18 protein-coding genes and 3 pseudogenes are annotated in these 17,825 nt (G+C 70.7%); 7 read left to right on the forward strand and 14 right to left on the reverse strand.

Annotation, left to right across the window (positions count from 1 at the left end):
- Nucleotides 1-48 precede the first annotated feature (48 nt).
- A complete protein-coding gene (locus ACFWJW_RS21345) occupies nt 49-402 on the reverse strand; it encodes a hypothetical protein (protein WP_387243503.1) in 354 nt (117 codons plus the stop codon).
- 260 nt (nt 403-662) lie between these two features.
- Nucleotides 663-2,078 carry an MFS transporter gene (locus ACFWJW_RS21350; RefSeq protein WP_387243506.1) on the reverse strand — a complete coding sequence of 472 codons (1,416 nt, stop codon included), beginning with the start codon at nt 2,076-2,078 and terminating at the stop codon, nt 663-665.
- A 366-nt stretch (nt 2,079-2,444) separates the two neighbouring features.
- Between ACFWJW_RS21350 and ACFWJW_RS21355 the strand changes: the two genes are divergently transcribed.
- The gene (locus ACFWJW_RS21355; RefSeq protein WP_387243556.1) at nt 2,445-2,708 is read left to right on the forward strand and encodes a hypothetical protein; all 264 of its coding nucleotides are present in this window, start codon (nt 2,445-2,447) and stop codon (nt 2,706-2,708) included.
- 136 nt (nt 2,709-2,844) lie between these two features.
- Here ACFWJW_RS21355 and ACFWJW_RS21360 read toward each other — a convergent pair whose 3' ends face one another.
- A complete protein-coding gene (locus ACFWJW_RS21360; RefSeq protein ID WP_387243509.1) occupies nt 2,845-3,594 on the reverse strand; it encodes a TioE family transcriptional regulator in 750 nt (249 codons plus the stop codon).
- 58 nt (nt 3,595-3,652) lie between these two features.
- Here ACFWJW_RS21360 and ACFWJW_RS21365 point away from each other — a divergent pair, with 58 nt between their 5' ends.
- Together ACFWJW_RS21365 and ACFWJW_RS21370 are read left to right on the forward strand one after the other, a co-directional pair.
- Nucleotides 3,653-4,858 (forward strand): erythromycin esterase family protein, encoded by a 1,206-nt coding sequence (locus tag ACFWJW_RS21365; protein WP_387243512.1) that lies wholly within the window; start codon nt 3,653-3,655, stop codon nt 4,856-4,858.
- A gap of 249 nt (nt 4,859-5,107) precedes the next feature.
- Nucleotides 5,108-5,998 carry a universal stress protein gene (locus ACFWJW_RS21370; protein ID WP_387243515.1) on the forward strand — a complete coding sequence of 297 codons (891 nt, stop codon included), beginning with the start codon at nt 5,108-5,110 and terminating at the stop codon, nt 5,996-5,998.
- Nucleotides 5,999-6,043: 45 nt separating this feature from the next.
- Here ACFWJW_RS21370 and ACFWJW_RS21375 read toward each other — a convergent pair whose 3' ends face one another.
- Complete coding sequence (locus tag ACFWJW_RS21375) at nt 6,044-7,012, reverse strand: AraC family transcriptional regulator (protein WP_387243517.1); 969 nt, start codon at nt 7,010-7,012, stop codon at nt 6,044-6,046.
- 254 nt (nt 7,013-7,266) lie between these two features.
- On the opposite strand from ACFWJW_RS21375, the pseudogene ACFWJW_RS21380 reads away from it, so the two are divergent.
- The 3 genes and pseudogenes from ACFWJW_RS21380 to ACFWJW_RS21390 form a co-directional block, all read left to right on the forward strand.
- Nucleotides 7,267-7,397, forward strand: a pseudogene (locus ACFWJW_RS21380) (hypothetical protein); the annotation flags it as partial.
- Between the two features lie 21 nt (nt 7,398-7,418).
- Nucleotides 7,419-7,469 (forward strand): annotated as a pseudogene (locus ACFWJW_RS21385) (hypothetical protein); the annotation flags it as partial.
- A complete protein-coding gene (locus ACFWJW_RS21390; protein WP_387243562.1) occupies nt 7,469-7,609 on the forward strand; it encodes a hypothetical protein in 141 nt (46 codons plus the stop codon). The pseudogene ACFWJW_RS21385 and the gene ACFWJW_RS21390, both read left to right, overlap by 1 nt.
- A 39-nt stretch (nt 7,610-7,648) precedes the next feature.
- Here the strand turns inward: ACFWJW_RS21390 and ACFWJW_RS21395 are convergent, their stop codons facing one another.
- The 7 genes from ACFWJW_RS21395 to ACFWJW_RS21425 all read right to left on the reverse strand — a co-directional run bounded on the left by ACFWJW_RS21395 (nt 7,649) and on the right by ACFWJW_RS21425 (nt 14,659).
- On the reverse strand, nt 7,649-8,221 hold the full coding sequence (locus ACFWJW_RS21395) for a hypothetical protein (RefSeq protein ID WP_387243520.1): 573 nt from the start codon (nt 8,219-8,221) through the stop codon (nt 7,649-7,651).
- On the reverse strand, nt 8,218-9,339 hold the full coding sequence (locus ACFWJW_RS21400; RefSeq protein ID WP_387243523.1) for an ROK family glucokinase: 1,122 nt from the start codon (nt 9,337-9,339) through the stop codon (nt 8,218-8,220). Before ACFWJW_RS21400 ends, ACFWJW_RS21395 begins: the two co-directional genes overlap by 4 nt.
- A 227-nt stretch (nt 9,340-9,566) precedes the next feature.
- The gene (locus tag ACFWJW_RS21405; protein WP_042159105.1) at nt 9,567-10,376 is read right to left on the reverse strand and encodes an ATP-binding cassette domain-containing protein; all 810 of its coding nucleotides are present in this window, start codon (nt 10,374-10,376) and stop codon (nt 9,567-9,569) included.
- Nucleotides 10,373-11,440, reverse strand: coding sequence for an ABC transporter permease (locus ACFWJW_RS21410; protein WP_387243526.1), 1,068 nt, complete (start codon nt 11,438-11,440; stop codon nt 10,373-10,375). Before ACFWJW_RS21410 ends, ACFWJW_RS21405 begins: the two co-directional genes overlap by 4 nt.
- A complete protein-coding gene (locus ACFWJW_RS21415; RefSeq protein WP_387243559.1) occupies nt 11,437-12,420 on the reverse strand; it encodes a sugar ABC transporter substrate-binding protein in 984 nt (327 codons plus the stop codon). The genes ACFWJW_RS21410 and ACFWJW_RS21415 overlap by 4 nt, the downstream gene beginning before the upstream one ends.
- A gap of 212 nt (nt 12,421-12,632) precedes the next feature.
- A complete protein-coding gene (locus ACFWJW_RS21420) occupies nt 12,633-13,637 on the reverse strand; it encodes a sugar ABC transporter substrate-binding protein (protein ID WP_387243529.1) in 1,005 nt (334 codons plus the stop codon).
- Nucleotides 13,638-13,882: 245 nt separating this feature from the next.
- Nucleotides 13,883-14,659 (reverse strand): GntR family transcriptional regulator, encoded by a 777-nt coding sequence (locus ACFWJW_RS21425; protein ID WP_387243532.1) that lies wholly within the window; start codon nt 14,657-14,659, stop codon nt 13,883-13,885.
- Between the two features lie 240 nt (nt 14,660-14,899).
- On the opposite strand from ACFWJW_RS21425, the gene ACFWJW_RS21430 reads away from it, so the two are divergent.
- Nucleotides 14,900-15,274, forward strand: coding sequence for a VOC family protein (locus ACFWJW_RS21430; protein ID WP_387243535.1), 375 nt, complete (start codon nt 14,900-14,902; stop codon nt 15,272-15,274).
- 28 nt (nt 15,275-15,302) lie between these two features.
- Here ACFWJW_RS21430 and ACFWJW_RS21435 read toward each other — a convergent pair.
- The 3 genes and pseudogenes from ACFWJW_RS21435 to ACFWJW_RS21445 form a co-directional block, all read right to left on the reverse strand.
- Nucleotides 15,303-15,605 (reverse strand): annotated as a pseudogene (locus tag ACFWJW_RS21435) (PaaI family thioesterase); the annotation flags it as partial.
- Nucleotides 15,606-15,707: 102 nt separating this feature from the next.
- Nucleotides 15,708-16,532: a transporter substrate-binding domain-containing protein gene (locus ACFWJW_RS21440; RefSeq protein WP_387243538.1), complete on the reverse strand. Its 825-nt coding sequence runs from the start codon at nt 16,530-16,532 to the stop codon at nt 15,708-15,710.
- A 322-nt stretch (nt 16,533-16,854) separates the two neighbouring features.
- A complete protein-coding gene (locus ACFWJW_RS21445; protein WP_387243541.1) occupies nt 16,855-17,514 on the reverse strand; it encodes a bifunctional 4-hydroxy-2-oxoglutarate aldolase/2-dehydro-3-deoxy-phosphogluconate aldolase in 660 nt (219 codons plus the stop codon).
- Between the last annotated feature and the right edge of the window lie 311 nt (nt 17,515-17,825).

The raw sequence follows: 17,825 nt of genomic DNA on the forward strand, positions 1-17,825 counted from the left end.
TGTGAAGTTGCGGACTGACAAGCGCGGCTCAGAGAAGACAGCAGGGGGTCATCCGAAGGGCGACGGGGAATTCGATCCCTTGGCACCCGCGTTGGCGATGGCCGCCTTGTTCTGCGTCTCCACGGAGGTGTAGTTGTCGGCGGTGTCCGTGCACTGAGCGCCCAGAGAACGGCACTTCCCGACCAGGGCGGCCGTCTGACTCGACCAGATCTCCACCAGATCGGCCAGCGCCCCGCCCAGCCCGCCATCCCAGTTGTGGGAGCTGAAGGCGTTGGACGCATCCCTGGTCTCATCAACCGGATGCTTGCCCGCCGTATTGGTCTCCCCCGCGACCTCGGTCGCTCCGGTGCCTGCCTTGCGCAGCTGCGCGGGATTACCGATGCGCACATCGTCGACTGTCATGGCCCCCTCCATAAGTCACCGTCACGTGCGCATGACCTGGCGAAACGCCGACACGGCGATGCATGTGCATGCGTGTCGTCCGGTCCCGCACACCCTCTCCATACGCCATCGTACGGTCAATCGCGCCGGGCGGTAGTGCCGGTGTCGTTCCTATCCGGACTATCTGACGCAGCGTCAACTATTGTTTGCATGGCGGCTACCGGCGCGATACCGGACCGCTGAGGAGTCATGCGGCAGGAGCACAAGGGCACGCCGGCGGTTCAGCGCACCACGCTGTCTGTCGCCGAAGGCACCGACTCTTGCGGCCTCCTCCGAGCGCTCGGGCGGCGCCGGGCCCACATCCACAGGGCCAGCAGGAGGCACGCCGCAAGGCAGCCGACTCCCGCCACGGCCAGGGGCCCGTTGCCTCCGGTCACCGCGGTGCCGTCGGGGTCGGCCGCGGGGCCTGCGGCGACCACGCCCAGCCCGGCCGTGACGGTGATGACCGTCTTGGTCAACCCGGATGCCTCACCGGCGCGTTCGGGCCGGATCACGCCCTGGGTGGCGGTCAGCGTCAGGGCGTTGCCGACGCCCAGCGCCGCCCCACTGGCGGTGACCGCAGCGAGGTACGGCGGCAGCCCGGAGACGAACGCCGCGCCCAGCAGGACCACCGCGCCCGCTCCCAGGCTCGTCGCCATCACCGGTACGGCGCGCACGCTGGTCACCCGGCCCGCGAAGGGCCCCGCGGCGGCCATCGCCGCCGCGGGGGCGAGGAACGCCACCCCGGCCACCAACGGCGTCATCTGTCGGCCCTCTTGGAGGGAGAGCGGTACGACGAAGAGGAACACCACGGTCGCGGCGTTGGCCACCGCGCCCGCCGCGGTCAGCACCACGAAGGCGCCATTGCGGAAGAGCGCGGGTTCGATCAGCGGATCGGCCGTGCGGAGTTCGATCCGTACGAAGGCCGCCAGCGCCAGCACCACCAGGCACAGCACACCGGCCCCGGCGGGGGACGCCCAGCCCCACACCGGGCCGCGGTCGATGAAGAGGGCCAGAGCCGCGATGGCAGCGGTCCCGGTGGCCAGCCCCAGCCGGTCGACGCGCCCGGAGACCGTGGTGTCCCGCGACTCCTGGGCCCGGCGGGCGCAGGTGGCAGCCACCACGCCCAGCGGCACGTTGAGCCAGAACACCGCCCGCCACGAAACCATTTGGGTCAGGGCGCCGCCGACGAACGGGCCGCAGGCGGTGGCCAGGCCGCCAATGCCCAGCGCCCACCCCGTGGCCCGGCCGCGCACGGCGGGCGGGAAAACGTTCGTCAGCAGCGCCAGTCCGGCCGGCATGATCAACGCGCCGCCCGCGCCCTGTACCACGCGGGCCGCCACCAGCACCGGCAGCGAGGGCGCCAGCGCGCATCCCAGCGACGCCAGTCCGAACAGCGCCAAGCCCGCGATCAGTAGTCGGCGCCGGCCGAACAGGTCGCTCATCCGGCCCGCGCCCAACATGAGCGTGCCGCACGACAGGAGGTAAGCGCTGACCGCCCACTGGAGCTGCCCGGCGGATACGCCCAGTTCCTCCTTGATGTGCGGCAGGGCCAGGTTGAGGGCGAAGGAGTCGAGCTGGATGCAGAAGACACCCAACGCGACCGAGACCAGCGCCCAGCGGGCTCCGCTTCGCCCCTCGGCTTCCCACACAGTCACAGAACTTCCCTTCCCGCCGCCCGGCCAGGCGGCGACGTCATCTCATGAACGTCTCTGGTTGCAGGGGGTGGGGGATTGCTTGCGCCGGGAGGGGCTGCGCTCGGAAGGGCTGGCCCAGCCCTCGCGAGATCGCCGCATTCGGCGCGGGACTCACCCGTCTGTCGCGCCAGGTGATCCGCTCCGTGCTCGGCTATGCCGACAGCCCGAGAACGAGGCAGCGGCGGGGAGACCGCCGTGACCATCGCCGACGCGGTCGCCCTCCTGGCCTCAAGGCCGTATCCGGGTCCGACGAACACTCTCATATCGCAGCTCCGATGCCGCGCGCCTGTCCCACGGCTGGTGGTGCAGAGACTTAAATATCGGAGCGTGACTACAAAGCCGCGGCGCTTCACGATCTTGTTGATTCCCGAACATGTTGAGGACAGGGGCGGTGCCTCAGTGGAGGACTCAGCCGTGCGATCGGCGGTCGTCGAGGCGACGGGCGAGACGGGTGCCTCGGGCTACCCCCGCTACGCCGGACACGGGATCGTGGCCGACATCGACCCCAGCACGCGCACGGTCGAGGCGCTGCTCGTCGATGGTTCGGAGCTGGACTATGGGCTCATCGCCACGGTTACTGCCGCTACCTGATCCTTGAATCGTTGATCGCTGATCGCTGATCGCGACGTCGTTGGCGGGTGGCTGATGGTAAGTCAGATAGGCGGCCCGCCATGGCGACGTACGACAGTGGTCTTCACTCCGCGGCCGAAGCCTCAGGACCGAAGCCTCAGCCGCGTGCGCGGAGGTATGCGTCCAGCTCGGCGGCCCCGGTCAGCATCGAGCGCCCGCGGGCGGACAGCCGGCCGTGCCAGTCGCGCAGGGCGCCTTCCAGGGGCTCCAGCCCGCCGGCCGCCCGTACTTGGGCGAGCAGCGGGGCGATCTGCTCCAGCAGGTAGCCGCCCCGCCTGAGCTGGTGGGCCAGCCGGGCGTCCCGTACGTCGGCCTCGTCGTAGACGCGGTACCCGGTCACCGGGTCGCGGCGCGGACGCACCAGCCCGGCGCGCTCCCATTTGCGCAGCGTCGCGGGCCGGATGCCGAGCTTCCCCGCCAGCGGCCCGATGAACGTGCCGCCGGCCCCGGGCGCCGCGGCCGGCTCGGGCCCCGCATCAGGCCCGGATGCCGTCGCGGGCTCCAGGTCGCGCAGGGCGCTCTCCACGGCCTGGAGGGTGCGGCGGTCGTCGAGGAGCTGGGCGTGGCTCTCGTCGATGAGGCGGAACGCCTCCTCGGCCGCGCCCTCGTTCACCGCCCGCATGATCGACGTCGCCGTCTGGTGGCCGTGGCCGGGCACCAGGGCCAGGAACGCGCGCAGCGCCGCCGCGTGCAGTGAGGTGTAGGTGCGGTAGCCGTGGGGTGTGCGGCCGGCGGCCGGGAGGATGCCGGCCTCCTCGTAGTTCCTGACCGCCTGCGTGGACAGACCGTGCTTACGTGCCAGGTCAACCGGCCTGAGGCGTTCGCCGTTTTGAAGGTTTCGTGCCATGGTCCCGCCGCGATCGTGGAAAAGTTTCAACCGAAGGTTCAACGATACCGTTGAAGGCATGGCTACTGACATCAAGGACTCCGTCCATGCCGTCGAGGCCGCTGCCGTCATGGGGCTGCTCCCGGCCCGGCCGCGACTGCTCGCCCTGGGCGAGCCCACCCACGGTGAGGACACTCTGCTCGACCTGCGCAACGAGCTCTTCCGGCAGCTCGTCGAGCACGAGGGCTACCGGACGATCGCGATCGAGAGCGACTGCCTGCGGGGCCTGGTCGTGGACGACTACGTCACCTCGTCAGGCACGGACACTCTCGACGAAGTGATGGAGCACGGATTCAGCCACGGGTTCGGCGCCTCCGCCGCCAACCGTGAGCTCGTGCGCTGGATGCGCGCCTACAACGACGGCCGGCCCGCGTCCGAGCAGCTCCGCTTCGCCGGGTTCGACGGCCCGCTGGAGATCACCGGCGCCGCGAGCCCCCGGCAGGCCCTCACCGCGCTCCACGGCTACCTCTCGGCCCGGGTGGACGCGGACCTGCTCCCCTGCACCGGGGAAACGCTCGACCGACTGCTCGGCGCCGACGACCGGTGGACCAATCCCGACGCGATGATGGACCCGGCCCAGTCCGTGGGGCAGTCGGCCGAGGCCGCCCAACTGCGGCTGCTCGCCGACGACTTGGTGGCGCTGCTCGACACCCGGATACCGCACCTGATCACGACGGCCTCGCGGGAGGACGGGGACCGGGCGCGTCTGTACGGGCGCACCGCGACCGGCCTGCTGCGCTACCACTACTGGATGGCCGACACCTCACCGGCCCGTATGACCCGGCTGTGCGCGCTGCGGGATCTGATGATGGCTCACAATCTCCTCGCCATCGCCGCACGGTGCCCGGCACTCGTCCACGCCCACAACTCCCATCTTCAGCGGCCGAAGAGCGCGATGCAGATGTGGCAGGGGCCGGTGGAGTGGTGGAGCGCCGGTGCGCTGGTGAGTGCCCAGCTCGGCGAGGAGTACGCCTTCGTGGCCACGGCCCTCGGCACCATCCGGCACCAGGGAGTGGACACCCCGCCGCCGGACACCGTCGAAGGACTCCTGTACGCGCTCCCGGAGGACCGCTGCGTCATCGACGCCCCGCGGCTGACCGCCGCCCTCGGCGACACCCGGCCCGCGCCCCGGGTGTCCCCCTGGTTCGGCTACGCCCCGCTCGCCCCGGCCCATCTGGCGGACATCGACGGCCTGCTGTTCGTCAAGGACGTCCCGCAGAGCTAGCGGCCCTCCTCAGCAGTCCGGCCTGTCGGGGCGCCTCGGATGCGAGGGAGGCGCCCCGGCGCCGGACACTGTGTACGGCGGCGCCGCGAGAACGGCCTGAGCCTGGGCCTGGGGCTTTCAGCAGGCCGCCGAACCCAAGCGGGGGCAAGGACCGCAGGCGTGCTTAGAGACGGGAGGCACGGGTACTCGGCTGAGCCAGATGCCCCGGAGGGAGATCTGACCCACGACCGGGAGGAGAGGAGCTCCGTGATGTATGACGTCGAAGCAGCAAGCCGCCCCGTTTTGGTGGGGGTCGAGGAGGAGAGCGACGCCGCGCGCGCCGTGGTGCGGCACGCCGCACGGCAAGCAGAGCTGCACGGCAGCCCGCTGCACCTCCTTCATGTTCTCGGCGGGGCTGGTGGAGCCTCGGACGGGAACAGCGGGTCAGCGAGTGAGAAGACGCGGGGCGCAGCGGTCGTGGAACCGCTCGCGGCGTGGGTGCACTCGGAGTTCCCGAATGTGGTGGTGACAGCGCGGACGGCACCGGGCCGGGCGGCCGAAGAACTCCTTGCGCGCTCCGCCAAGGCGGCCGCTCTGGTCCTGGGCCACCGCGGGACCGGCGGATTCGCCCGGCTTCCCCTGGGCTCGGTCAGTTGGCAGGTGGCCACCCACGCCGAATGCCCGGTCATCATCGTCCGGCCGGGCGAAGCGGCCGAGAACCCGACGGCCAGGGTCGTCGTCGGGGTGGACATCAACGACGTCTCGGGGGAAGCCGTGGACGCGGCCTTCGCCGAGGCCGCACTCCGCGGGGCACGCCTGGAGATGGTGCACGCGAACCTCCACTTCAGCGAGATGCCGGTCGGGCCAGGCATGGTCGCGCCGGACTTCAAGGCTCTCGACGAGGCAGCTCTGCGGATCCTGGACGCCGAGGCCGCCCAACGCGCCGGACGCTACCCCGGAGTCGACGTACGCACCCGTGTGGAGCGGGTACGTCCGTCGACCATTCTGGCCGAGACCTCACGAGGCGCCTCGCTTCTCGTGGTGGGCTCCCATGGCCGTACAGGACTGCGCAGGCTGATGCTCGGCTCCGTGAGCGCCGAGGCTCTCCATACGGCTGCCTGCCCCGTCATGGTGGTCCCCACCATGGACCACCACCACTAGACCCCAGGTCACGCACGTCCGAACGCCGGCGCCTCGAACCCCTGGCTACCGCGTGGAGGGGCAGGTCGCCATCCGGTAGTCCTTTGGTGGCATGCCATAGGCGGTTCGGAAGGTACGGGTGAAGTCGGCTGCGTGGGAGAAACCGCAGCGGGCGGCAATGGTGTGGATGGGGGTGGTCCGCCAGGTGGGGTCGGCGAGTTCGCGGCGGGCGCGTTCGAGGCGTTGCCGGCGGATCCAGGCGGCGACGGTGGTCTCTTCGTGCTGGAAGAGGCGGTGGAGGTAGCTGGTGGAGATGTGGTGGGCGGCCGCGATCGTCGGGGGCCGCAGGTCCGGGTCGGCCAGATTTCGCTGAATGAAGGCTTGGATGCGCAGGGTCAGCGCGCGTCGGTGGGATTCGGGGGGTACCTGGTTGTCGGCTTCCAGGTGGTGGGCGAGGGTCGCGGTGAGCAGGTCCAGGGCCACCGTGCCCAGACGGGTGGTGTCCGCGGGCCGGTAGGGCGTGGTGTCCGTGGCCAGCTGCCTGAGGAACTGCGCGAGCAGGCCCCCGATTCCTTCCCGGCCGGGCAAGGAGCGGGCGAGAAGGCGGTCAACGCTGTTGGGAGGAAAGGGCAGCAGCGTTTTGGGGATGCCCATTCCGACCGATGTCACTGCGCCGGCCACGGTCTCCCAGGGGCGTGAGGTGTCGACGACATACATCTGCTGTGCACCGTGCGCCGCTTCGTGGCCGCCGTGGCGAATTCCCACGGTTCCGCGCAGGAGGAGCGCGAGGGTGTAGCACTCCGGGTCGGACTGCCGGATCAACTTGGCTGTCCGCAGCCCCGTGACCGGCTGAACCTTCGTCGGCACAAGCGATACCGGCCCCAGCTGGAGACTGCGCAGCTCACCGTCGAAGTCACCGGAGTGCTCGCTGCTGGTCTCCATGGGGCAGATCGTCTTGGCCAGGTGTTGCCGCCAGACATCGAACCGGTCAGGCGTCGGCACATCACTACTGCGGAAGATCGTCTCCATCGCCATCGTTCTTCCCCCTGTGTCAGGCTGCGTACGTGAGCCCACGCGGCGGGTGGCCGCCGTCCGGCGCCCCGTGGTGGTCAGTCACGGAGCCGGGGAGACGGGATTCCGCCGGTAGCTTTCCGCCCTGTCAGCGACGTGAGCGGAGCCGGGGCGTGGTCCCGCCTTGGGCCGAAGTCCGAGCCTATGCAGTCCACCGGGCCGTCCGCACCGGCAATCAGGCCACACTGCCGCTCCGTCACACCGATACCTTGTGCCCCATGCCCGAGCCCACGTTCTGGACGCTCCCCGCGGACCGCATGACGACCGGCAGCGGAATCCGTTACGAACTGACCGTCCTCCAGCCGCCGTTCACCGTGAACGGCGGCGGAACTCCGCCCAACGACCCCGCCCGGGCTGCCGCGTTCGCCTCGTGGGCCGGGCGGAAGTCCACTGCGGCGCCGAGCACACCGAGGACCTCGTATGGCTCCCGGACGGCACCATGTTCCACGCCCGCGGCTGGCCGGCGATGAACCGTTCGTCGTCGCCGGCGGCCCCCGGGCCGTGATGACCGCTCTCGGCATCACCGCGGAAGTCCTCGACGACCTTGAGGGCCTGGCATGAAGCGCCTGCCCCGGATCTGCGGGACGCCTCCGGAGCGGGTCAGAACTTCACGGTGGAGACCGTGTAGACCACCGGGTGCCCCGGTTCGTCGTAGCTGACCATGATCCGCTGGGAGGGGTGCGGGGCCCGGTCCGTGGTCGTCGTGCCGGCCCACGGGCCGTCGGTGCCCAGGTCCCAGCCGACCTTGGACGCCTGGCCGGGCGGGATGGTCATCCGGTCCTTCTTGAGGGCGGCGGTGCTGGTGCCGACGGCCGCGAGGTAGTGCTCCAGGCCCCACTCGTTGGTCCGGAACTGCACGAACAGCGCGCTGGTCTGCCAGGAGTTGGTCTCGTAGTAGTAGACCGGGGTGGAGCCGACCGGGACCGGGACGTTGTAGATCCGCTGCTGGACCTTGGAGGGGAAGGCGTTGGTCAGGCCGGTGGCGGCGGCCTCCAGCTCCTTGCCCTCGCCGCTGTCGCGGCTCTGCTCGGCGGAGATGACGATATAGCCGGCCGGGATCGCGATCAGCAGGAAGACGATCAGCGCCATCAGCAGCGGACGGCGGCGCTTGGCGCGCGGCGGCGCGGGCGGCTGGTGGTCGTCGTGCACGGAGTGCAGGTCGGTGTCGGTCATCGGCGGCCGGCCCGTTCATAGCGTTCGTGGCGCTCGACGCGGCGCCGGTTGGCACGCCGGAAGCGGCGGGCCACCAGGCGGGCCAGGTCGGCGGCGCCGACCATGCCGGCCTCGGGACCCAACTGGGCCTTGGCGATGGTGGCTTCGGGACGGTAGCCGCGTCCGGTGAGCTGGCGCCGGAAGGCGTCCCTGGCCGGGGCGATCAGCAGGTCGTCGGCGGCGCTGACGCCTCCGCCGATGACGAAGCAGGACGGGTCGAGGGCGGCGGCGAGGTTGGCGATGCCGACGCCGAGCCACTGGCCGATCTCCTGGAGGAGCTCGACGCACATCGCGTCGCCCTCCCGGGCCAGCTCGGTGATCAGCGGCCCGGTGATGTCGCCGACCCGGCCGCCGACCCGCTCGATGATGTTGTACGCGACCGGGGAGTCGGCGGCGGCCAGCTCACGGGCCTCGCGCACCAGGGCGTTCCCGGAGCTGTACTGCTCCCAGCAGCCGCGGTTGCCGCACGGGCAGCGGTGGCCGCCGGGAACGACCTGCATATGACCGAATTCACCGGCCACGCCGTACTTGCCGCGCTTGACCGCGCCGTCCTCCAGGATCGCGCCGCCGATACCCGTACCGAGCGTGATCATGACGAGGTGGTCCTGGTCGCGGCCGGCGCCGAAGCGCCACTCCGCCCAGGCGGCGGTGTTGGCGTCGTTGTCGACCATGACGGGGACGGCCAGGCGGCCGGCGAGGCGGTCGCGCAGGGGCTCGTTGCGCCAGTTCAGATGCGGGGCGAAGAGCACCTTGCTGCGGTCCGCGTCGACCCAGCCGGCCGCGCCGATGCCGACCGCGTGGACGTCGTGCCGGTCGGAGAGGTCGAGCACCAGCTCGGTGATGGTGTCCTCGACGACCTGCGGGCTCTTGGACTTGTCCGGCGTCTCGGTGCGGACCTTCTCCAGAATGGCGCCGTCGGCGTCGACCACCCCCGCCATGACCTTGGTGCCGCCGATGTCGATGCCGACGGTGGGCACCCGGGGGGCGGTCAGCAGCGTGCGCCGCTCGCGGGTGCCGACCGTGCGCAGCACGGTGGCTCTGGCGGATCCTCGGTGCACCCGGTCCCGGTACATGCTCATCGACCCACCTCTTCGCCGGTACTCCCCCACTGCCTGAACGGCGTGGGTGGTGCCCCCATGCGGCTGCTGCGTGCTCGCAAGAGTCGTCGTCCCTGCGGGTCTCGGGAGGCCGGGGCCTCGATGTGCTGGTTCGCTGCGATTGTGCATCACCCGCACCGTTCCGCGCACCGCGACGGAGAGTGACGCGCCCCGCGCGGCCCGGGGGCCTGCGCGGGGCGCGGTGAAGATCACTCGGGCCGGTGACCGCCGGGGAATTCCGGTGTCGCGGTGCGGGCCAGCTCATGACTGAGCTGTTCCAGCTCGCTGCCGCCCGCCATTTGGCGGGTCAGCTCCTCCAGGGCGATCTCCGATTTGGCGTGGCTGCCGGCCATCGTGCCCCGCTTGAGCAGCACGAAGCGGTCGCCGACGAGATAGGCGTGATGCGGATTATGGGTGATCAACACCACGCCGAGCCCGGCGTCCCGGGCGGCCGCGACGTACTTGAGGACGACGCCGGACTGCTTGACGCCGAGCGCCGCGGTCGGCTCGTCCAGGACGAGGACCTTGGCGCCGAAGTAGACGGCGCGGGCGATGGCGACGCACTGCCGCTCGCCGCCCGAGAGGGTGCCGATGGGCTGGTCGACATCGCGCAGGTCGATGCCCATCCGCAGCAGCTCACTGCGGGTGGTCTCGCGCATCGTGCGGACATCGAGCCGCTTGAACGGTCCGGCGCCGGTGGTCGGCTCCGAACCGAGGAAGAAGTTCCGCCACACCGGCATGAGGGGGACCACCGCGAGGTCCTGGTAGACGGTGGCGATGCCGCGGTCCAGGGCCTCGCGCGGGGAGGCGAGGGTGGCCTCCTCCCCGTCGATGGTGAAGGAGCCGGCGTCGTGCCGGTGCAGCCCTGCGATGATCTTGATGAGGGTGGACTTTCCGGCGCCGTTGTCGCCGAGCACACAGGAGATCTCTCCCGCGTGCACCTCCAGCGAGACGCCTTCCAGGGCCCGGACGTTCCCGTAGTACTTGCTGACGTCGGTCAGCTCGACCAGCGCTGTCATGCCTTTTCCTCCGCCCGCTTGCGGACCCATGCGTTCAGGAGCGTGGCGAGCAGCAGCATCGCGCCGAGGAAGAACTTGTACCAGTCCGGATTCCACTGCGCGTAGACGATGCCCTTGCTGGCCATGCCGAAGATGAAGGCGCCGACGGCCGCGCCGATCGCCGAGCCGAAGCCGCCGGTCATCAGACAGCCGCCGACCGCCGCGGCGATGATGTAGAGGAACTCGTTGCCGACGCCGTCGCCGGACTGGATCGCGTCGTACGAGAACAGCAGATGCTGGCCGGAGACCCAGGCGGCGAAGGCGACGCCCATGTAGAGGCCGATCTTGGTCTTGGTGACCGGGACACCCACGGCCCGTGCGGCGTCGGCGTTACCGCCCACCGCGAAGATCCAGTTGCCGACGCGGGTGCGCAGCAGGATCCAGGTGGCGACCGCGACCAGCGCCAGCCACCACAGGATGGTGACCTGGATGTCCACGCTGCCCAGGGTCAGATGCGAGGCGAAGAGCGTACGGGCCGAGCCGAAGCCCTCCATGTCGGCGATGGTCTTCGTCGAGACGGTGCCGCTGATCAGCTTGGTGAAGCCGAGGTTGAGGCCGGTCAGCATGAAGAAGGTGCCGAGCGTGATGATGAAGCTGGGCAGTTTCGTACGGGTCAGCAGCAGGCCGTTGAAGGCCCCGATGGCGAGGGTGACCAGCAGCGACACCCCCACGCCCACCCAGGTGTTGGCGGTCATCTGGTAGCTGAACATCGACGAGATCAGCGCCGAGCTGACGACCATGACACCGGCCGACAGATCGAATTCCCCGCCGATCATCAGCAGCGCCACCGGCACGGCCATGATGCCGATCGTCGATGACGCGTAGAGCACGGTGGAGAGGCTGGCGGCCCGCAGGAACGGCTCGGCCACGATCGAGAAGAAGACGAAGACCGCGGCGGCACCGACGACGGAGCCCAGTTCGGGGCGGCCCATCAGCCGCCGGGCGAGGGAGCGGTGCAGCAGCCGTTCGTCGCCGCTCTTGGCCGGACCGGCCGGCTGAAGTGGTGGTGCGTCCGCGTGGCTCATCGGGTCCCCCGCTTCGTGTAGTCCTCCAGTGCGGCGGCGTCCTTCTTGGTGATCACCTGGGGCCCGGTGAGCACCGGCTTGCCGCCGCCGAGGACGTCGGAGTTGTACTTGTAGAGCCACAGCAGGTCGACGGCCTCGTAGCCCTGGAGGTAGGGCTGCTGGTCGACGGCGAAGCCGAGGGTGCCGTCCTTCAGACCGGTCGCGACCTGGGCGTTGAGGTCGAAGGTGTCGATCTCGGCCTTGCTGCCGGCCTGCTCCTTGGCCTTGACGGCCGTGGCGGCGAAGGGCGCGCCGAGCGTGACGACGGCGTCGAGGGCGCTGTCCGACTGGAGCTTGGACTCGATCGAGGACTGCACATCGGGCATGTTGGTGCCCTCGACGTACAGCTTCTGGAGATCGCCCTTGAAGGTCTTCTTGGCACCGTCACAGCGCTGCTCATGGCCGACATTGCCCTGCTCGTGCAGGATGCACAGGGCCTTCTTGCGGCCGCGCTTGTTCAGCTCCTCGCCGACCGCCTCGCCGGCCACCGTCTCGTCCTGCCCGATGTGGCTGAGCGCCCCGAACGCCTTGGACTCCTCGGCGCCGGAGTTCACCGTGATCACCGGGATGCCGGCCTTCTCGGCCTTGGCGACGACGTCCTTCATGGCGTTGGGCTTGGCCAGCGAGACGATCAGCCCGTCGACCTTCTGGTCGATGTAGGACTGCACCAGCTGGCTCTGCCGCTGGGCCTCCTTGTCGTGCCCGTAGACGAACTTGATGTTGTCCTTGACGGCGGCCTGCTGGGCGCCGTTCTGCACGATGTCCCAGAAGGTGTCGCCGTCTCCCGAGTGGGTGACCATCGCGAACGTCCACCTGGGGGTGTTCACCGCGGCCTTGCCGCCGGCGGCCTTGGCGGCCCGCTCCTGCTCGGCGCGCAGACCTCCGGTGCTGCTGCATCCCGCCAGGGAGGCGCCCAGCGCCGCCGCCAGCACGGCGCCGATGACGCGTCCCCTTCTCCGAACCCGTGCCACGAGGACTCGCCCTTCCCGCTGATCTTGCCGTGTCGGCTGCGTTGGTCGTATTCGCTGTCCGGCCGGTCCGGCCGGCCGCTGTGTGGTGTGGTCCACCGGTACCTGCCGGCCGGGACCGACCGGCCAAGTATCCGTGACCGGTGATCTGTCCCGGTTCATGGGGTCCCGTCTTCCGTGGGGCGTCACCGGGTGCCTCGCCCGGTGTATTCGGTGAGCTGGGGTACGTCCTTCTCGGTGACCAGGGCGGGCCCGGTGAGCACCGGCTTGCCGCCGCCGAGCACATCGGCGTTGGCCTTGTGGAGCCAGAGCAGATCCACCGCCTCGTAGCCCTGGAGGTAGGGCTGCTGGTCGACGGCGAAGGTGAGGTCCTTGGCCTTGAGCAGCTTGACGACGGCGGAGTTCAGGTCGAAGGTCGCGATCTGCGCCCGGCTGCCGGCCTCCTCCTTGGCCTTGAGCGAGATCGCCGCCATCGGCGCACCGAGCGTGACGATGGCGTCGATGGACGGGTCGGACTGGAGCTTGGCCTCGATCGAGGACTGTGAGTTCGGCGCGTTGGTGCCGTCCACATCGAGGTTCTCGACCGTTCCGCGGAAGCCCTTGCGGACGCCGGCGCAGCGGTCCTCCAGCGACACATTGCCCTGCTCGTGGATGACGCAGAGCACCTTCTTCGCCTTCCGCTCGTTCAGCTCGGCGCCGACCGCGCGGCCGGCCACCGACTCGTCCTGCCCGATGTGGGTGAGTGCCCCGTACGCCGCGGAGAACTCGCCACCGGAATTGACGGTGATGACGGGGATGCCCCGCGCCACGGCCTTGCGGACGGCCGCCTTGACGGCGTGCGGCTTGGCGAGGGTGACGATCAGCCCGTCCACCTTCTGATCGATGTACGACTGGATCAGCGCGGCCTGCTGGGCGCCTTCCTTGTCGTGCGCGTACAGGAACTTCACCTTGTCCTTGGCGGCGGCCTGCTGGGCGCCGTTCTGCACGATGTCCCAGAAGGTGTCGCCGTCGCCGGAGTGGCTGACCATGCCGATGGTCATGCGCGGGGTACCGGCGTCCTTGCCGGCGGCATCGGGGTCGCCGGCGGCGCCGCACCCGGTGGCGAGCGCAGCGGTCGCCAGTAAAGCGGCTGCGCTGCGCAGCGCGACACTGCGGACAGTGAGGGGGCCAGTCGTACGCACGCCGATCATCGTGGGACCGCCTTTTCTCCCGGCCGCCGGAATGCGGCTGGAGGAGTTTGTAACGGCGCGCGCGGAGCCACGTCAATGGTTTGTCAGAACATTCTGACGAATGCGGGTCGCGCGGGGCGTATAGAGCGGGACATTTCGGGCAATACGGCGTGCCTGACCGTGCTCGGGGGAGGGGACGGACAGGGGAACGATAGGCGGACCCGGGTGACCGGTCCGGGGGCCGGCGGGGGCAGAGCCCGCTCCGCTCAGGGCCGTACCAGCAGCTGGAACTCGAAGGCGTAACGAGAAGCGCGGTAGACGTGCGAGCCGAATTCGACCGCGCGCCCGGTGTCGTCGAAGGTCGTCCGCTGCATCGTGAGCAGCGGGGCGCCCTCGGGCTCGTCGAGCCGCTCACCCTCCTCCACGGTCGCGGCGCGGGCCCCGACGGCCTGCCGGGCGCTGTGCAGGGTGATCCCGGCCGACCGCATCAGGCGGTACAGGCCGGTCTCCTCCAACTCGGCGGTCTTCAGCTCGATCAGCCCGGCGGGGAGGTGGTTCCGCAGATGCGCCACGGGCTCGCCGTGGGCCAGCCGCAGCCGCTCGACCAGCGCGACCTCCGCCCCCTCGGCGATCCCCAGCGCGGCGGCGACCTCGGCGTCGGCCTCGGTGGTGGTGTTGAGCAGCACCCGGGTGGCCGGCTTCTGCCCGGCCGCCTCCAGGTCGTCGTAGAGGCTGCTCAGCTCCAGCGGGCGTTTGACCTGACTGTGGACGACCTGGGTGCCGATACCGCGGCGGCGCACCAGCAGGCCCTTGTCGACCAGCGACTGGATCGCCTGCCGCACCGTCGGCCGGGACAGGCCGAGCCGGCCGGCCAGTTCGATCTCATTGCCGAGCAGGCTGCCGGGTGCCAGCTTCCCGTGCTCGATCGCGGCCTCCAGCTGCTGGGACAGCTGGAAATACAACGGGACCGGACTGCTCCGGTCCACGCTGAACTGGACGGGGCCGTCGGCGCCCAGGGCTTGTTCTGTCTCGCGTTTCCCCACGCTCGCGAGCGTATCCGCCCCGGCAGATGACGGGAAGTCCGGAGGTCACATTGTCCGGACAAGACGGACCACGTGGGCCTTCCGCCGCCCGCCCGGCCGGGAAACGGGGCGCGGCGCGTGCGGTCGCCCGTACAGGCCGTCCGTACGCCGGAATACTGGGCCGAGGACAGCCGTGACCGCACACCGGGCCGGGCGGCCCCGCCCGCGCCCCGACCACCCGCACGTCCCGGAGGAGCCCTCATGCCCATTCGCCGCGTCGTCCCCGACATCCACTCCGACGACCTGGACGGAAGCCGCACGTTCTACGGCCTGCTGGGGTTCGAGGAGGTCATGAACCTGGGCTGGGTCATGACCCTCGCCTCCCCCGCCAACCCCACCGCCCAGCTCATCTTCATGACCCACGACGAGACCGCCCCCGTCACCCCCGACATGAGCATCGAGGTCGACGACGTGGACGCGGCCTACGCCGCCGTTCTGGCCGCCGGCGCGCCGATCGTACGGCCGCTCCAGGACGAGGAGTGGGGCGTCCGCCGGTTCTTCGTCCGGGACCCGAACGGCCGGGTCGTCAATGTCCTCGGCCACCGGCCGTCGGCGGGCGGCACCGGCAGCGACTGAGCTGCCGGCCTCCAACGGCCGGCCCTCCCTACGCCTCGGCGCCGCCGCCCGTGGGCCCGTTGAGCGGCATGGCGGCCCCCTGCGCCACCGCGCACACGGTCTCCGCCCCCTCCCCGTCGAGCACGGTCAGCTCGCAGCGGCACACGGCCTGCCGGCGCCCGGCCTGGACGACCTGGGCGCGGGCCCGCAGCGTCCGGCCGCGCGCCGGGCGCACGTACTGGATGGAGAAGCCGCCGGTGACGATGGCCGGGCCCAGGGCCGTGGCCGCGGCGAAGGTGAGGGTGTTGTCGGCGGCGTACGACAACACCCCGCCGTGCACGAACCCGTGCTGGGGCCTCTCGCCTGTGCCTCTCGCCCGGCATCCGTAGACCCGACCCGACAGGAGAGCCGACCCTCCACAACGGCACGCGGCCGCCTCCGCCTCGCTACTTCCTCACTTCATCCAGGCGTCCTCGTACTTCCGGTACGTCCCGTCGTGCGTGGCCAAGTGAACCCACTGGTCCACATACGCCTTGAACTCGTCGTCGCCGCGGGGCAGGGCGTATGCCTTCTCGGAGAAGGTGAAGGGCTTGTCCGGGTGGAGCGAGCAGAGTTCGGGGTGGATCTTGGCCTGATAGCGGGTCTCTGCGGCGTCGGTCATCATCACATCGGCGCGGCCCGCGATGATCTCGTCGAAGATCGTGGTGTTGTCCGGATGGACCGTGAGGGTCGCGCGGTGGATATGGGCACGGGCGAACTCCTCGTTGGTGCCGCCCGGGTTGACGATGACGCGCGTGCCGGGCCGGTCGATCTGCGCCAGGGTCCGGTACTTGTCCTTGTCCGTGCAGCGCACGAGCGGCGTCTTGCCGTCGGTGCGGGTGGGTTCGCTGAAGTACACCGCGCGGGCCCGCGGAAGGGTGACCGAGACACCGCCCATGGCGATGTCACAGCGGCCGGCCGCCAGATCGCCGACGAGCCGGGCCCAGGTCGTGGCCACGTAACGCGGGGTGGCATCGAGGCTCTTGGCGAGATCCCCGGCCATCTTGATGTCCACCCCGCTGTATTTGCCGGTCGCGGGGTCGCGGTGCGTGAAGGGGCGGTAGTCGCCCGTGGTGCAGACGCGCAGCACCCCGCGCCGGGGGACGGCATCGAGGGCCGACGCCTTCCCGGCGGCGGCGGTGGCTCCTCGTACGGCGGCGGGGGTGTCCGAGGCCGCCGGGGCGGCGGCGGTGACGGCGAGCAGACAGGCGAGGGCGGAGAGCGTGGCGGCGCGCTTCATGGGGGCTCCTGTGACTCCGGTACGCGGCGACTCGGTCGCATGATCGAAGCGCTCAGAGTGGCAGAGCCCGGGGCCCGGGTGAACCCCCCGACCGGCCCGCGGGACGGCCGGAGGGGCCGGGGCGGCGGCGCACCGACGCGCCGTCAGTCCTCGTACGGCATGCGCGCCCTCGGTCCGCTCAAGGGGCCGGGGCGGCGGCGCACCCACGCGCCGTCAGTCCTCGTACGGCATGCGCGCCCTCGGTCCGCTCAGGGGGCCAGGGCTGCCGCGCGCCGACGAGCCGTCCGCCCTCCTACCGCCCCCGCGCCCGCCGTCGGTCCGCTCAGAAGTCCGCGGCGCCGTGGAACGCCGGACGGTCCGGGGCGGCCTCCTCCAGGCGGGTGAGGAGATCGGCGGCGCGCTTGGCAACGGTGTCACGATCGCCGTCGGAGAGCGCGGCACCCATGCCGACGGCGACGGCGCCCGCGGCGATCCACTCCGGCGCACTGTCGACCGTCACCCCGCCCGTCGGCAGCAGCGGCACCTGCGGCAGCGCGGCACGGACCTCCGTCAGCCAGGCCGGGTCGTGTCCCGAGGCGGGGAACAGCTTGAGCGCGTCCGCCCCGAGCTCCAGCCCGCGGACCATCTCGGTCGGCGTCGAGACCCCGGGGAAGACCGGGACGCCATAGCGGTGGCCGGTACGGATGACCTCGGCGTCCAGGCTCGGCGAGACCAGGAACCGGGCACCCGCGTCGACCGCCATCCGGGCCGATACCGCGTCAAGGACCGTGCCGGCGCCGATGACCGCGTCGTCCCCCAGCTCGCGGGTGAGCGTGGTGACCGCTTCCAGGGCGAAAGGGGTGGTGAGGGATATCTCCAGGCTGGTGATGCCCGCGGACAGCAGGGTGTCGGCAGTGGCGCTGGCCTCGTCATAGGTCCGGCTACGGACGATGGCGAAAACACGCTGCGCCAGTGCGGCCCGGGTGATTTCCCAGCGATACACGGCAGTTCGCCGTCCTTCCTTGTCTCCGACGCTCCATGCCGCCTCGCCTCGGCCTCCAGCGGATACGGCATTTTCCGGGGCGTGCCGCAGCAGCTGACCCCACATGGTCTTTTTCCGCCGATGCCCGCCCGCTCCTCGTTTTCACCAAAACGCTACCGGGAGCCACTGACAATCCTCTCGCGGGGGTGCGCCCCGTGCGCCCCTTCTGCCGAGAATAGGGAGAAGAGGGAGGTCGGAGGGGGCGCACGGCACCGGCGCGCGGCCCCGCCCCGCCGCCAAAACGCCGCCGGCGGGCGTGCGGGCACATATAC

This window comes from Streptomyces sp. NPDC127097, from assembly GCF_042724075.1.
GTDB lineage: Bacteria > Actinomycetota > Actinomycetes > Streptomycetales > Streptomycetaceae > Streptomyces.

Coding starts and splice junctions, on each gene's coding strand:
- ACFWJW_RS21345 (WP_387243503.1), bottom strand. CDS start 402: ATGACAGTCGACGATGTGCGCATCGGTAATCCCGCGCAGCTGCGCAAG.
- ACFWJW_RS21360 (WP_387243509.1), bottom strand. CDS start 3,594: ATGGCACGAAACCTTCAAAACGGCGAACGCCTCAGGCCGGTTGACCTG.
- ACFWJW_RS21365 (WP_387243512.1), top strand. CDS start 3,653: ATGGCTACTGACATCAAGGACTCCGTCCATGCCGTCGAGGCCGCTGCC.
- ACFWJW_RS21370 (WP_387243515.1), top strand. CDS start 5,108: ATGTATGACGTCGAAGCAGCAAGCCGCCCCGTTTTGGTGGGGGTCGAG.
- ACFWJW_RS21375 (WP_387243517.1), bottom strand. CDS start 7,012: ATGGCGATGGAGACGATCTTCCGCAGTAGTGATGTGCCGACGCCTGAC.
- ACFWJW_RS21390 (WP_387243562.1), top strand. CDS start 7,469: ATGGCTCCCGGACGGCACCATGTTCCACGCCCGCGGCTGGCCGGCGAT.
- ACFWJW_RS21395 (WP_387243520.1), bottom strand. CDS start 8,221: ATGACCGACACCGACCTGCACTCCGTGCACGACGACCACCAGCCGCCC.
- ACFWJW_RS21400 (WP_387243523.1), bottom strand. CDS start 9,339: ATGAGCATGTACCGGGACCGGGTGCACCGAGGATCCGCCAGAGCCACC.
- ACFWJW_RS21405 (WP_042159105.1), bottom strand. CDS start 10,376: ATGACAGCGCTGGTCGAGCTGACCGACGTCAGCAAGTACTACGGGAAC.
- ACFWJW_RS21410 (WP_387243526.1), bottom strand. CDS start 11,440: ATGAGCCACGCGGACGCACCACCACTTCAGCCGGCCGGTCCGGCCAAG.
- ACFWJW_RS21420 (WP_387243529.1), bottom strand. CDS start 13,637: ATGATCGGCGTGCGTACGACTGGCCCCCTCACTGTCCGCAGTGTCGCG.
- ACFWJW_RS21430 (WP_387243535.1), top strand. CDS start 14,900: ATGCCCATTCGCCGCGTCGTCCCCGACATCCACTCCGACGACCTGGAC.
- ACFWJW_RS21440 (WP_387243538.1), bottom strand. CDS start 16,532: ATGAAGCGCGCCGCCACGCTCTCCGCCCTCGCCTGTCTGCTCGCCGTC.